Here is a 14,084-nt window from a genome sequence, read left to right as displayed (position 1 = left end):
CCCAACGGGGGCCACCTGCGAACGTTGGAACGAACTGGCCCAGGCCCTACACGTTATAGACTTTCGCCTGCCGCTTCACCAGCCGAAAGCGCGGCCTCCGGTGGCGGGGGCGGCAAAGCCTCCAATGGGCGGCGGGGTTCGAGTACCAGCACGCCATCAATGACCAGCGCTTCCACCACGTCACCGGGCTTAAACTTCCCCTGGAGCAGACCCTCGGCCAGAGGGTCTTCTACCATGTTCTGAATGGTCCGGCGCAGCGGGCGAGCGCCAAACTGCGGGTCGAAGCCCTTTGTCACCAGGAAATCCTTGGTGTCGTCGGACACGATCAGCTCGACCTGCTGCTCGGTGAGCTGCACACGCACGCGAGCCAGCATCAAATCAACGATCTGGCGCACTTCCTCTTGCTTGAGGGAGTGGAAGACAATGATCGCGTCAATACGGTTCAGGAATTCGGGCTTGAAGGTGTTCTTGAGTTCGCTCAAGACCTTATCCTTCATGCGCTCGTATTCCTGCTGCGCGGCTTTGGCTTTATCCTTGCCTTGCGCGAAGCCGATGGACGCGGCTTTGTTCATTTCGCTGGCGCCGACGTTGGAGGTCATTATCACAATGGTGTTGCGGAAATCCACTGTGCGACCCTTTGCGTCGGTCAGCTTGCCATCCTCCAAAATCTGGAGGAGCATATTGAAGACATCCGGGTGCGCCTTCTCGATCTCATCGAGCAAGATGACGCTGTAGGACTTGCGGCGTACCGCCTCAGTTAACTGGCCGCCCTCTTCGTAGCCGACATAGCCCGGAGGCGCGCCCACGAGACGGGCTGCCGCGTGGCGCTCCATGAACTCAGACATATCGATCTTGATAAGGGCGTCTTCGCTGCCAAACATAAACTCGGCCAGCGCCTTCGCCAGCTCGGTCTTGCCGACGCCGGTTGGCCCCATGAAGATAAATGAACCAATGGGGCGCTTGGGGTCTTTCAGGCCAGCCCTCGCGCGGCGCACAGCCTTGCTGATGATGTCGATTGGCTCCTGCTGTCCAATGATACGCTTGTGCAACGCTTCTTCCATTTGGAGCAGCCGGACCGACTCTTCCTGGGCGATGCGCATGACGGGGATACCTGTCCACATCGAGACGATCTGGGCAATATCCTCTTCGCCAACAACGGGTTTCTCGTTGCCTTGCTCTTTGTGCCAGCCGGATTCGAGCTTGGCGATACGGTCACGCAGCTTGACCTCGCGGTCACGCAGTTCCGCCGCCAGTTCGTATTCCTGCTGCTGGATGGCAGACTCCTTTTCAGTGAGGACGGCCTCCAGTCCCTTCATGGCTTCTTTGAGGTTGAGGGGAGCTAGGGAACGCTGCATGCGAACACGGCTGGCAGCCTCGTCAACCAGGTCAATAGCCTTGTCAGGCAGGAAGCGGTCGGTGATATAGCGGCTTGCCATTTCGGCGGAGGCTTTGATGGCCGCGTCGGAGATGGTCAGGCGATGATGTTGCTCGTACTTTTCGCGGATACCTTTGAGGATGTCAATGGTTTCCTCAACGGTAGATTCGCGCACCATGACTTCCTGGAAGCGCCGTTGCAGAGCCTGGTCACGCTCGATATACTTGCGATATTCATCAAGCGTGGTGGCGCCGATGCACTGGAGTTCGCCGCGAGAGAGGGCCGGCTTCAAAATATTGGCCGCGTCCACCGCCCCTTCTGCCGCGCCTGCGCCGACTAGCGTATGCAGTTCGTCAATGAAAATAATGCAGTCGCCGCTGCTGCGAATCTCCTCGATGATTTTCTTGAGTCGCTCTTCAAATTCGCCGCGATACTTGGTGCCCGCGACCAGCGAACCCACATCCAGGGTGAGCAATCGCTTGCCAGCGAGTGTCTCAGGGACTTCGCCCGCAATGATCTTCTGAGCCAGCCCTTCGGCAATGGCAGTTTTCCCAACACCCGGCTCGCCAATGAGGGCGGGGTTGTTCTTCAGGCGCCGCGAGAGGATTTGAATCACGCGCTCAATCTCTTTTTCGCGCCCGATGATGGGGTCCAGTTTTCCGGCGCGCGCCGCAGCCGTCAGGTCCATGCCCATCTGGTCAATGGTGGGCGTTTTGGAGTGCTTGGGATCGGTATGCCCATGTGGGCTGCTGGCCTGGCTGAGTACCTGGATGGTCTGAGTGCGTACCTTTTCCAGGTTGACGCCCAGGCTCTCCAGCACTCCGGCGGCAATGCCTTCGCCTTCGCGCACCAACCCCAGCAGCAGGTGTTCGGTGCCGATGTAGTGATGGTTCAGGCGGCGGGCTTCATCAACCGCCAGTTCGATGACCTTCTTGGCGCGTGGGGTCAGGCCAATCTCTCCCAGGACAATGCGATCCCCCCGGCCTATGATAAACTCGACGGCGCTGCGAACTTTGTTGAGTTCTACGCCGAGGTTGCTCAGAACCTTGGCGGCAACCCCCTCGCCCTCGCGGACGAGGCCAAGGAGCAAATGCTCGGTGCCGATATAGTTGTGGTTGAAGCGCTGGGCTTCTTCCTGGGCGAGACTGAGAACCTTTCTGGCTCGCTCAGTGAATTTGTCAAAACGTTCGCGGTCGTTCACCTGTGTCACCCCCCTTTCAAGGCAGAGGGAGAAACCGTGCCCTCTGATAGCTCAGGTAGACCACAGTTTCATGATACAATACGCGCGGGCGAGCGTCAAGCGTTGTATCCATCGTCGTGCCGCTTATTTGCTGGTTCCACGCGGGGCCAGCAACCCTATCATGCGAGCGAGCGATGAATGCGGCAGACCCGCCCTGTCGTTGGGAAAAAAATCCTCCTCTTCATCTCTTACGTACATTGGTGACAGATAGATCACACTGCAAGAGATCGCTGACGTGTTCTGGATAGATGGTATTCTCATTATAGCAAACTTTTCTGATCGGGCAGATGAGCCTGTTCACACCGATGCTGTTCGCAGGTGTTAGAGCGCAGGAAATACGCCATCAGAAAATCTGGCGCTTGCCTGGCTGAGAAGATCGAGCGGCCTCCTCCGCAGCCCATCAATAGGCTGCGGAGGAGGCCGAACGGTTGCTCACAGCCCTCATCTGAGGGCTGCTGGCTGCCTCTTCCAGCAGCCAGCGAGATATTACTGTTCTCTGCCAACTTCCTGGCCTGGTTCCTCTGGCGGAACGACTGGCGGCGACGGCGCCTCCTGCTCTTCCGTGTCCTCACGTTCGCGGTTCTGGCGAGCCGCGTGGAACGCTGCCGCCATCGCTGTCAGTTCTTCGGCGCTCTCTACCGCTTTGGGAGCCTCTGCGGGCTTCTCGCGCGCTGCTCGTTTCCCTGGTTCTCGCGCTGGCGTCTCTTCTGTCGGCTGCTCTGGCTGAGCGGCGAGTTCGCTCGGCTGGCCTTCTTCGCCAGCAGGAATCGCTGCTTCAGCAGGCTGCTCCTGGTCCGGCTCAGCGGCCTGGCGCACGCTCAGGCCCAGGCGTCGGCGCTCGCTTTCGATGCGCAGAATGCGCAGCGTCAGTTCCTGGCCCTCGTGCAGCGCCGTTTTGGGGTCTTGACCCGGCAGCAGTTCTGACAGATGGATCAGACCCTCGACGCCATCCTCGATACGGGCGAACGCGCCGAACGGGGCGATCTTGGTGACGATGCCCTTGACCAGTTGGCCGACCTGGTAACGCTGTTCCACGGTGGTCCAGGGGTCCACTTCGGCGCGCTTGATCGAGAGCGCGATCTTCTTTTTCTCTTTATCAACACCCAGCACCTGTACCTCGACTTCCTGGCCGACGTGCAGCACTTCGCTGGGGTGGTTGACCCGGCTCCAGGCAAGCTGGGAGATGTGAACCAGGCCATCGGCGCCGCCCAGATCGACAAAAGCGCCGAAGTTCGCTAGATTGCTCACCGTTCCCTTGCGCACTTCGCCAACCTGCAACTCATTCAAGAGTTCTTCGCGCCGCTTGGTGCGCCATTCCTGAACAGCCAGCCGCTCCGAAAGAATAAGCCGGTTGCGGTTGCGGTTGATCTCGATGATCTTCAGTTGAAGCGAGCGGCCCACCATCGTCTGCAATTTGGCGTTGGTTTCGGCGCTGTCGGCAGTATCTTCGCGCTTGAGGTTGAGGATCTGCGAGATAGGCACGAAGCCGCGAATGCCGTCCAGATCAACGATCAGGCCACCCTTGTTAAAGTCAATGACCTTCGCCTCCAGCAGATCGCCGCGCTCATATTGTTCCTGGGCGATGCGCCACTGACGCTCCATGCGGGCGCGTTTGAGCGAGACGATGGCATGGCCTTCCGGGGTTTCTGGCTGCATCACGTACACCAGCACCTCGTCGTCGATGTTGAGTTCATCGAAGGAACCGTAGCCGGTGGCGGGCAGTTCTTTGGTGGAAAGCACACCTTCTGATTTCAGGCCGATGTCCACGAGGATTTCTTCGGGGTCTTTGCGCACAATCTTCCCATCAACGACATCCCCCCGTTTGACACTGCGCAGCGAGTGGGCTGGCTCTTTGAGCAGCTCGGCCATCGGGTTGCTCTCACCCTCGCTGCCCTCGGTGTCGGTCCCGTTGAAGTCGGCGCCGCCGAAGTCCATCCTTTGTGATCGCTCGTCGAGGAAATTGGATGTTGCCTGCGTCGAGGGATCAAAATGCTCCTCTTGATACATGGGTTTGTCTACACCCCCTCATTTCGCTGTTTTGCCGTGGCCGCCGCGCGGGCGCTCGGCGTACAGGAGCGCGGGGAGAGGAACCCTCACGCCTGGACGTTACGAAGTGAAGCGCGACTGTGCGTAGGCGAATAAGCGGGGGAGACAGACAGGCTGACCGCGAACCGAAAGGAGGTGATATGCTCTTTTGTACAGGCGAAGCAACACAGGAACGAAAAAAGAGCCTACAGGCGCGTAAGCTCTCACCTTTGAGAACAAACTGCAACACTCACGGCCCGGCGCGAGTCTCCTCTATGTAGTGCCCCCACTTATGTATCTGTATTATACCCGATCACCGCGCTATTATGCAAGTGCTACCCCCCGTCACAAGACAACTGTGACAAGATTCATACTACACGTTCTGGCTATGTTATACTGATGGTCGAGTGCTTCCGGTGGAGTGAGGAAGGCAGAGCGAGGAGCGAAGAGAACGAGTAGCGCCCATGTCATCCCTGTTTTCCGCTGATCTTGAGACCATTGTGCGGCGCCTGCGGCGAACGCTGGCGCCGCTCTCAGGCGCTGTCCCGGTGGGGGCGCCAGGAGGCCAGCGCATTGCAGCAGTCCTGGCGCCCGTGTATCTGCGCGATGGTCGCCCCCATATGCTTTTTACGCGCAGGGCGGCAACGTTGAACGCCCATCGGGGTGAGATTTCGTTTCCTGGCGGCTCATATGAGCCGACGGATGGGGCGCTAGAGCATACTGCTCTGCGCGAGGCCGAGGAGGAGATTGGCCTGGCTCCAGAACGGGTGGCGCTCCTGGGAACGCTGGAGCCGGTGGTAACGGTGGTGAGCAATTTTACGATTGTGCCGTTTGTGGGGTTGTTGCCCAGCGGCCCTGGCCTCTTGCGTCTCAATCCTGAAGAGGTAGCGGAGGTAATTGAAGCGCCGCTGGCCGACCTGGCCGATCCAGCTATCTTCCACGCCGAAGAGTGGGTGCGCGCAGGTCAGCCCCATACGGTCTATTTCTTCGATTACGGTCCCAACCGCATCTGGGGCGCTACGGCGCGCATGCTGGTTGCCCTTCTGGAGCTTTTGCGGCGGGATGCGCCGCTCGAAGATAAAGAGCATGGAACAGGCTGAACGTTTCGTCACCTTTCTGTTACTGGCTGGCTTGTTGTCCGTCACTTGTAACAGAGCACGCATTTTTGCCGTGGCGTGCCCCCACAATGCCACGCAATGATCATGCTGCTCCTGCTCTTGTCTTTGTAGCGTGTCTTTGTGTCGTGCGACTGCCTAGCGAAGAAAAGGTTGCTCTTGTGGCTACCCGCTCTGATTGCAGCGCCCACCTGCCGCGCTTTCCGTTTGCCGCCCCCACTGGCCCGGTTTCGCTGGCAGGCTGGGTTGGCTCAGTCGCAGGTGGTCGCACGACACGATCCTCCATAGGCGTTCTTCGCCTTGCGCTTTCGGCTGCGCTTTTCTTAGTCGCCCTCTCCTGCTGCGCACAGGTTGTCGGCGTCTTCTTTGCCGACATCCGCCCCTCCGCTGGGCGGCGTCCTCCCCCACTGGCCTCATCTGCTTCTTTTCTGTGCGGCACGAGGAAAGGCTTCCGGCTGATTGCGCCCGATGGCGCATGGCGAAGATAGGTACGCTCAGGCTAAAGAGGAGGGCTGCTGCGGACGTAACAACACGATAAACGCTGGCAAAAGATGGGTAGCTGATGAGCCGCGCGGGTAAACCCGCTGCGGTCGGGGTCTGTTGTTGCTTGAAACGGCCAACCTCTGATGCATACAGCGCCTGTCAAACCTGCTAAAGCCCTCTTTCGATCTGGCTTATGCACCCTGGCGCGCCAGATCGCGCGCGGCGGGGATGCCATGCAAGGATTCTGCCGCCTGGATCGCCTTGACGATAGCACGCGCGAGCGTCTGTACGGCTGCCGCGCCCAGCATACTGAGTTCTATGGGGTCCAGCGGCATGGCTCTGGCGTCTTGCGCCGGACGACCTGTACCCAGCGCAAAGATGGTGTCGCCGTCAAAGGGCGTGTGAACCGGGCGAATTGCCAGCGCCAACCCGTCATGCGCCATGCGGGCGATGATGTTCGCGTCGGTTTTGGTCAGCCGGGCGTTGGTGGCGACGACGGCGATAGTGGTGTTTGCCAGCGGCGATGTGCCAAAGGGGGAATCTGACATGGGCGCGCCGCCTGACGGGGCTGATGCGGCATCCGGTTGGGTCGGTGTGGTAATGACCGACGGGCTGTCGAAAAGAAAGCCCTGGCCGGAGGGATGGCGCGCGCCAGCGAGGATGCGCTGTGTCTCCGGGTCGCGTACATCGCCGCCCGCATTGACGGCGACGAGCGCGCCCATCAGCGTGCCAGACGGCAGGCTGGCGCTGGCGCTGCCCAGGCCGCCTTTCATGGCCTGGGTGAAACCCAAAAACTTGCCAACGGTGGCCCCCGTTCCAGCGCCCACGTTGCCCTGCGCGACGGGTCCGTTGGCGGCTGCCTGGCAGGCGCGTTCGCCAGCGGCGGCATCGGGCCGAATGTCGGCGCGTCCCAGGCCGAGATCGAGCAACGCTGCCGCTGGGACGATGGGGACAAGCGACTCACCAGCCGCATAGCCCACGCCCTGCGCTTCCAGGTAGCGCATGACGCCGCTGGCGACATCCAGCCCATAGGCGCTGCCCCCCGTCAGCACGACGCCATGTACTTCTTGTACCATGTAATGAGGGCGCAGCAGGTCAGTCTCGCGGGTGGCTGGTGCGCCGCCGCGCACATCAACCCCACCAACCATAGGCCAGTCGCAGAGAACGACGGTGCAACCGGTGCCTGCTTCAAGGTTGGTATCGTGCCCCACGCGCAGGCCAGGGATGTCAGTAATATCGTCGTGCATGATGAAACCTCTCTCGTGGGTCTGCCTGGGCAGCCAATGCAGCCAGCCCGTGGTTAATTGCTCGTCAGCAGTTCGGAGGACGGGTCTTCTTCTGGCAGAGCCATATGATATGACCCGTTCAAGGTCGGCGCGTGGCCGCTGTAGATGGTCGCCATGTCTGTCAGGATAGGGGTGATTTTGGGCCGCCATTTCTTGCGCGGGTCGAAGCGCGCCACAATCGCCGAACCGATGAAAGTCGTTATGAGGGTGGTAATCGCCAGGAAGATAAAGGGGGACACGCGATGTATTCCGCCAGGTCTATAAAGCGTGGGGGTGATGATGGCGCTGGCGAAGCCACCCACCATACCAATCGCATAAAAGAGGCCCTGAATGAGTCCGCGAGCCTCTTCTGGCGAAACATCTATGAGGTAACTGTCAGTCGCCGGTTGAAAGAAGCTGACGAGTGTACCCTCAGCAAAGGCGAAGAGGCAGATGAGGGGCAGGCTGGTCAGCAGCCCATAGATGGTGTAGACGACCCCCAGCAGCAGCCCTGGAATCAAGATGAGCAGCGCCCGTTTGTGTCGGTCAGCAAAGCGTCCGGCAAGCGGTTGGAGGAAAAGCTGCGGCAGGGCAAAGCACGTATAGCTCAGACCAATCAATGAGAGCGCGGCGGTTTCGGAAAGACCTTGCTTGACGGCCAGATCGTGCATCCAGATGCTCCAGAGCACGTTGAAGAGACCCAGGGCGATATTGCGGCCAAAGGTGAGGGCCATTGGCCCCCAGAGGTTGAGCTTCAGGAGGCGCTGATCGAACAAGCTGACGCTCATTTTGGCAGCTTCGGCGGAGAGGTGGTCTTTGACGCGCGTATCATCTACCCGCAGCAAGCTGAGGGCCACGACGGTAAAGGCCATAGCAGAGCTGGCGAGAAACGGGGCCGGATAGCCAAAGAGAGCCAACTCCGAACCAAGACCGGGGCCAATCAGCAGGCCAACGCTGATGGCGGCGCTGAACGCGCCATACGCTTCGCCCCGACGTTCCGGGGGAGTGACATCGCCCAGGTAGGCGCGGGCAGCAGGAATCAGGCCCGCCGCGCCGATACCTTCCACGAAGCGCAGGCCGATAAAAGCCCAGGGACTGGTGAAGAACAGATAGAGGATCGCAACGACGCCATGCACTCCCAGCCCGGAAGCCAGCATGAGCTTCCTGCCAAAGCGATCAGTGAGCCAGCCGCAGGGGAGGAGGAAGAGGAACGTGGCCCCGAAAAAAGCGGCGGTCATCCAGCCGATCTCCGTTGGAGATGAGCCGGTTTGCTCGGCATAGAGATTGCGAACGGGCAGCACCACGCCCATACCGAGAAAGGTGACGAAGACTCCCAGGCAGATGACCAGGAGATCGGGGTTGCTTAGGAGATACGAACCACGAAGACGTTTCCATACGGATTGCATACGCGCGAGCAGTCCTCCCCTGGTGAGATGGCAGCGTCGTGCCGAGCCAGGCAGTAATTTACTGCTTGCAGCATAGCATAGCCGTCAAACTTCTTGCTGGCTTGCGCTTTGCTGGCGCCTGATCCTGCTCTCACCTGCCGCCACATCTGCTGAGCAAGAGTGACCCAAATTGGCTATCAGCTATCTGCCCTGCGCCTCGGCATCATAATGAATGACAGGCAGCAAGCTGAGGTCTACCTCGCGGAAGTGTTCGGGGCCAAGTTGCGTGAGGGCGCTCTGGAGGGTACGCGCGTCGGCAATAAGCCGGGCAATATCAACGCGCATGCAGCGCGGGGCAAATGGTTCGAGGTAGCGTGCGCCGGAATCCAGCTTGATAATGGCGCCGCGATAATTGCCGCGCAGCAGGTGATAGCAGCCGACGCCCACTTGCAGGATACCCTTGTAGACGGTGCGGATGGGCCTGCGCTCCTTGATCCAAATGCCTTCGAGCGTTTCATGGCATTCAAAATATTCGCGGTGATTGAATTGCTCGATTCCGTGAAGCAATGCTGGCGTCGTCTCTTCGTCCCACCCGGGCACTGCGCTAGATTGGTCTGGCGATTCCTGGGCCATTGGCTTCCTCCTGCCCTTGCTAGCTTTATTGACAACCCTGGCATTTGTAGTCTATACTAAAAAGGCGAAACATGCCTGGTGACCGTAGCTCAATTGGCAGAGCACTGGATTGTGGCTCCAGTGGTTGTGGGTTCGAGCCCCATCGGTCACCCCATCGTTCCCGTATTCCTCTGAAGCCCCCTACTTTTACCTACAGTTTGTCCGCTGCGGACAAACTGTGCTTCCAATAGAGCGCAGACAAACTGGCTCTCCATCATGCCCGGTGCACAGGGCTCGGTTGATAAAATGAAGAAGAGCGGGTATACTTCTGAGTCAAGCAACAGCATCCTGCACAAAGCTGATCGTTTGATAAGCCGCTCGTGTGCTAAGGTCCTGGAATGAATCCGAGCATCCCAAGCTATCGTTACTTTACACTTCCCCATCAGTTTTCCACCTACCGGCCTGAGCCGCAGAGGTGTGAGCTATGTGATCGCTCCCTTCCTGGCTATGAGGGACCCTTCTTTGGGAAGCGCGAGGTCGCCTTCGTCTGTGAGGAGTGCCTGGTCAGCGGGCGACTCATCGAGGCCGAGCTGTTCACGAATCGGGGAGATACTGCCGCCCTGGAGCAGCAACTAGCCCACCTACAGCCAGAACTCACCTCTCAGACGCGACAGGTGTTGGCACAAGAACAGACCAGAGAACTCGAACAGCGGACACCCCATCTGGTCACCTGGCAGGACTTCCTCTGGCCCGTCCACTGTGGCGAGTATTGTCGGTTCCTCAAGGAAATAGGGCAACCCGGGTTGAACCGGCTCGCCCCTGATGGCCGGGGCATGGTCTTCTTCGCTGAGCATGCCCTCTGGATGGAAGGGCTGGCCCACGCGGAAGAAGTCTGGCCGGGGGTTCGGCCAGATATCCCAGAAGATGGGCAGGTGGCTTACGCCATCGGGGTGTATCTGTTCCAGTGCCAGCACTGCCACGAGGCGGTCCTTTTGTGGGACGCGGACTAGGAACAGCGCAGACCCCTCGCGGGAGCGGCTGACAAAGGGGTCAGGCGATGCAGGAGAGGACACGCTGCCAGATCTAGTATAGCATTACCAAGCACGCTGCAGATTGGGCCGCCTACAAAGGAGGCGTGTGACTTGAAACAGGTGCATGTGCTGCTGGTTGCGGCTATTGGTGGTATCATTGGGGCAATCATCGCCGACCTTATCACCGTGCTTTGGAAGCCAGACCTGGGCGCGACTCGATGTCACATCTCTGCTGGTTGACTTGCTTGCTATCATTATCACAGCGTTGGCGATCATGGCTTCCTTCTTCCTCTCTGGTCTGTAGACCAGTGCAGAGAGAAGGCGGCGGCACTCGAAAAGCGGCTGAGCGAGCAGTTCGCGTCTGAGCAAGAGGACGCCGTCGAAAAATACTTCAATAAGCGCAATCGAGAAATGCTGTATGCAGCCCTGATGCTGGCTGGAGCCGCTGTCACGGTCAACTGGATCAGCAATTGGTTCAAGAGAAGAAACCAGGGATGACGATGCGAGTAGAAAGGTTGGTAAGCGATGGCGACCCGCGCGTTTGTCAACCCAAGAGAGAAAGCCGAGGTGGCCGCCAATGGCCGATGAACATGTGCACGCATGGGAGAGAGTTCCCGGGTACGTCTCTGCCCAGCAGCACCACTGCGCCGATTGTGGCGCCTATCGCACGGTGGTCAAGGGTGTCGGCACGAAGCGCGAAACCGGGCCAGTCTTGGGCGGGCGCGACGTAATTGTCGAAGAGCTCGAGCAGCAGCTTCGAGAGGTGTACGATGAGCTGGAGATGACGAGCGAACACCTGAAGGATGCTCGCCACTATGTGGTGTATCAACGCGAAGTACTTGCCCAGGCGCGGGCGCTGCTGGAACAGGCGCTTGACGAATGGATATATGGTCCATTGGAAGACAAGATACGCGCATACCTGGCGCAGCAGGAGAAGCAAGATGGCGGGTGAATTCACCCGCCATCTTTTTGGCTAGCTAATCTCCTCCTTAATTTGGCGGTTGAATTGCACGGCGCTGAGCTGCCGCATCAAGCACGGCTTGATTCGCCTGTGCTATCCGCTGGCCTGTTTCTTTATCCAGGTCCGCAAGGTCTTTGTCGATCTTGGGAAAGCCTCTGCTTATCCAGCCGCCATCAGGGTTAAGGTCGAATATCGCTGCATGCTTTCTGTTGAAAATGTCATGGTAGGTCAACGTAACGCGCGCTATCATCCCCTTTGGGGCCAATAAACTGTAGTCGCCAATCTTGTCCTCAAAGGTGAAATGTAAAGTATTAGACCGCGCGTTGTACCCCTTCTCTCCATCTTTAGGCAAAGGTTCCTGTGCTTCGAATTGAAAGCGTGTAGCAAGCTGTAAAGAATAATTCTCCGGGATATACCCATAGACCCACCCCTGGATGTTTATTGCTACCCCGGAGCCGACATTCTTGTAGGCGACGTACTGCGAGGCGTGGCTGTAGTCAAGTTGCCCGTTGCTAACCGCGATATTCGTTCCTGTCTGACCGTGAAGCAAGATAAGCAACGGACGGTGCTGGTCCTGGCGTGCCTCTACCGCTTCCGCCTGTGCTATTCTGGCTTGCTCCTTGCCTTCCTTTATCTGTTTGTGATTGTCCCGCAGGCTTAAAACCGCCACCACAGCAAGGGCGCCGTTGAGAACGATTCCAATGATGGGTAGAGCATCCATCTTTCACCTTCCTTTTTACAACACGTTTGCTCCAGTATAGCACAGTGACGCCCTGTCGCAGCATTCGCGGGTAGGGCTAAAACCAGCAAGCGTTATTTAACGAATGGCAGCTCGGCAAGGTTCGTCGTGGAGCCAGGGGTAGGCTGAGTGACTGGGCCAGCGCTCCCTTCCAGTGCCAGTTGGCACGCCGATTGCGCTCCAAAAGAGTGGCAGATTGATAAGCCAAGGAGAGACAGAGCTCGAAAGGAGGCTCAATGATGGGACACATCCACTCTACCTATCGCATCCTGACGCTGCAGACCAGTTTGGAGGAAATCACCCACCTGGGGGAGGGCTATCTGCTGGTTCAGGATGGGGACGACTGGCGGCCTAAGCAGTTGCTGGTATGGCTGGAGCAGCACAACCCCGATCTCCTCTCGTTGCCCGTGGCCCTGGTTCCTCCAGATGCCAATGGGGACGGAGCGGTCTTTGCCGTGGACCCCGAGGGAGAGCCGCTCACCGATACGCCCCTCTTTCGCATTGAGCGACGGCGGCCCACCGTCTACCCCATCTGAGCGGGCCGCTATATATGCTCCCACCAGAACCGCCTCCACGCCATCCCCAAGTCCGGCGCTTCACGGTGCCGCTCCCCGAGACTATCCAGGAAGCACGCGAACGACCTGACGAGGCGATGGGGCAAGGGGCCAGGGCCTTCCCCAAGAGGACACTGCTGGAGCGCACAGCGGTGGAGGGCAGGATGTGGCTGGTGATCGGGGCTATCCTCCTCGTCGCGGGCGGCATCACGTTTTCTCGCTACCTCACTGCGGGTGAGCTCGCTGGCGGCTGTTGTGGTGGGGGCCTCTTGGTCGTGGCGGGGACCGTCCTGTTGGTGATCGGGGTCCGTGATCGAGGCGAGTTCTCCCGCTAAGAGTCATTGCGAGGTGGGACACCCACCATCGCCCCGGTCGGCGGCATCCTCTGTCAGGCGTTTTTCGAACCAATGGTGGGCATACGGCTCATCGTTAAAGGCTTCTACTTCTTGGTATCCGCTGTCTCGGTACAGGTGGATAGCTTCAATGAGGGTGTGGTTCGTTTCCAAGTGAAGCACTGCCACTCCCGCTTCCCTGGCTTGGCGCTCCAGCGCCTCGAGGAGGCGCCGCCCCAACCCAAGCCCACGCGCCCGTGGAGCGACCCACATTCGCTTGATCTCTCCTGGAGCATGCTCGTGAAGCTTCAAAGCGCCACAGCCAACTGGCTCCTCTCGCAGACGTGCCACGAGCAGTAGGCCACTGGGGGGCGTGAGTTCGTGCGGCTGCGCCGAAATACCGAGAGTTGGATCGAACCCGGCTTCGAAGCGCTGGTTGAGTTCGGCGAAGTATTGCTCGATGCACGATCTGGCATCCAGGCTTGTTGGATCGACAACACCAATGTTCACCATGGATGCGGTCAGCAGCCGCTCGACCTCTGCCATCGCTGCTCCCAGCTTCACGCGCTGGCGGTCGTTCAGCGGCTCAAGAAGCGAACGGGCAAATGCATCGGCACGATGATCCAGTTCAGCGCGCTCATGCAGGCCGGCCTCGGTGAGCTGGACCTGGCGAACTCTTCCATCGTGCTCACTCGGCCCAACCATGATCAAGCCTTGCCCCTCGAGCGAACGCAGGAGTCGGCTGACGTACCCGGAATCGAGCCCAAGCCGACTTCGCAGTTCCCGGATCCTGGCCCCCTTCGTTCCGATCTCCCACAGCAGCCGTGCTTCGCCAAGTGGATGGTTTCGACCCAGGAAGTGGTCGTTTAACACCCCAACGCGCTCCGTCATGGTGCGATTGAAGCTGCGAACCTGTTCAACCAGTGACATGTCCATGACAACCTCCAGTCGTGTCCAATCAGTGACC

At 59.2% G+C, this 14,084-nt stretch carries 14 protein-coding genes and 1 tRNA gene; 8 read left to right on the top strand and 7 right to left on the bottom strand.

From position 1 onward, the window contains the following. Window positions 1-53: 53 nt before the first annotated feature. Together VH599_13480 and VH599_13475 are read right to left on the bottom strand one after the other, a co-directional pair. Complete coding sequence (locus tag VH599_13480) at window positions 54-2,576, bottom strand: ATP-dependent Clp protease ATP-binding subunit (protein HEY7349319.1); 2,523 nt, start codon at window positions 2,574-2,576, stop codon at window positions 54-56. A 525-nt stretch (window positions 2,577-3,101) separates the two neighbouring features. Beyond that, window positions 3,102-4,622, bottom strand: coding sequence for a S1 RNA-binding domain-containing protein (locus tag VH599_13475; GenBank protein HEY7349318.1), 1,521 nt, complete (start codon window positions 4,620-4,622; stop codon window positions 3,102-3,104). Between the two features lie 482 nt (window positions 4,623-5,104). On the opposite strand from VH599_13475, the gene VH599_13470 reads away from it, so the two are divergent. Both VH599_13470 and VH599_13465 read left to right on the top strand, forming a co-directional pair. Continuing rightward, entirely contained in the window at window positions 5,105-5,740 is a 636-nt protein-coding gene (locus VH599_13470) for a CoA pyrophosphatase (GenBank protein ID HEY7349317.1), read from the top strand. Between the two features lie 176 nt (window positions 5,741-5,916). Continuing rightward, the gene (locus VH599_13465; protein ID HEY7349316.1) at window positions 5,917-6,243 is read left to right on the top strand and encodes a hypothetical protein; all 327 of its coding nucleotides are present in this window, start codon (window positions 5,917-5,919) and stop codon (window positions 6,241-6,243) included. A gap of 186 nt (window positions 6,244-6,429) precedes the next feature. Here the strand turns inward: VH599_13465 and VH599_13460 are convergent, their stop codons facing one another. From VH599_13460 to VH599_13450, 3 genes are all read right to left on the bottom strand, one after another. Then, window positions 6,430-7,485: a P1 family peptidase gene (locus VH599_13460; GenBank protein ID HEY7349315.1), complete on the bottom strand. Its 1,056-nt coding sequence runs from the start codon at window positions 7,483-7,485 to the stop codon at window positions 6,430-6,432. Window positions 7,486-7,538: 53 nt separating this feature from the next. Beyond that, on the bottom strand, window positions 7,539-8,909 hold the full coding sequence (locus VH599_13455; GenBank protein ID HEY7349314.1) for an MFS transporter: 1,371 nt from the start codon (window positions 8,907-8,909) through the stop codon (window positions 7,539-7,541). A gap of 180 nt (window positions 8,910-9,089) precedes the next feature. After that, window positions 9,090-9,521 carry a DUF309 domain-containing protein gene (locus tag VH599_13450; GenBank protein ID HEY7349313.1) on the bottom strand — a complete coding sequence of 144 codons (432 nt, stop codon included), beginning with the start codon at window positions 9,519-9,521 and terminating at the stop codon, window positions 9,090-9,092. A 78-nt stretch (window positions 9,522-9,599) separates the two neighbouring features. Here VH599_13450 and VH599_13445 point away from each other — a divergent pair. The 4 genes from VH599_13445 to VH599_13430 all read left to right on the top strand — a co-directional run bounded on the left by VH599_13445 (window position 9,600) and on the right by VH599_13430 (window position 11,483). After that, window positions 9,600-9,675, top strand: a tRNA-His gene (locus tag VH599_13445). A gap of 223 nt (window positions 9,676-9,898) precedes the next feature. Beyond that, window positions 9,899-10,510, top strand: a complete 612-nt coding sequence (locus VH599_13440) for a CbrC family protein (GenBank protein ID HEY7349312.1) — start codon at window positions 9,899-9,901, stop codon at window positions 10,508-10,510. A gap of 132 nt (window positions 10,511-10,642) precedes the next feature. After that, window positions 10,643-10,771: a hypothetical protein gene (locus tag VH599_13435; protein ID HEY7349311.1), complete on the top strand. Its 129-nt coding sequence runs from the start codon at window positions 10,643-10,645 to the stop codon at window positions 10,769-10,771. Window positions 10,772-11,108: 337 nt separating this feature from the next. Beyond that, a complete protein-coding gene (locus VH599_13430; GenBank protein HEY7349310.1) occupies window positions 11,109-11,483 on the top strand; it encodes a hypothetical protein in 375 nt (124 codons plus the stop codon). A gap of 37 nt (window positions 11,484-11,520) precedes the next feature. Here the strand turns inward: VH599_13430 and VH599_13425 are convergent, their stop codons facing one another. After that, window positions 11,521-12,213, bottom strand: a complete 693-nt coding sequence (locus VH599_13425) for a hypothetical protein (GenBank protein HEY7349309.1) — start codon at window positions 12,211-12,213, stop codon at window positions 11,521-11,523. Window positions 12,214-12,467: 254 nt separating this feature from the next. Here VH599_13425 and VH599_13420 point away from each other — a divergent pair, with 254 nt between their 5' ends. Both VH599_13420 and VH599_13415 read left to right on the top strand, forming a co-directional pair. After that, window positions 12,468-12,767, top strand: coding sequence for a hypothetical protein (locus VH599_13420; protein ID HEY7349308.1), 300 nt, complete (start codon window positions 12,468-12,470; stop codon window positions 12,765-12,767). 14 nt (window positions 12,768-12,781) lie between these two features. Then, entirely contained in the window at window positions 12,782-13,120 is a 339-nt protein-coding gene (locus tag VH599_13415) for a hypothetical protein (GenBank protein HEY7349307.1), read from the top strand. Between the two features lie 3 nt (window positions 13,121-13,123). Here VH599_13415 and VH599_13410 read toward each other — a convergent pair whose 3' ends face one another. Then, on the bottom strand, window positions 13,124-14,053 hold the full coding sequence (locus VH599_13410; protein ID HEY7349306.1) for a helix-turn-helix domain-containing GNAT family N-acetyltransferase: 930 nt from the start codon (window positions 14,051-14,053) through the stop codon (window positions 13,124-13,126). Window positions 14,054-14,084: the final 31 nt, after the last annotated feature.

This window comes from Ktedonobacterales bacterium (genome assembly GCA_036557285.1).
In the GTDB taxonomy this organism is placed as follows: domain Bacteria; phylum Chloroflexota; class Ktedonobacteria; order Ktedonobacterales; family DATBGS01; genus DATBHW01.
The sequence above is the reverse complement of the archived record's forward strand: the minus strand, read 5'-3'. Positions and strand labels throughout refer to the sequence as shown.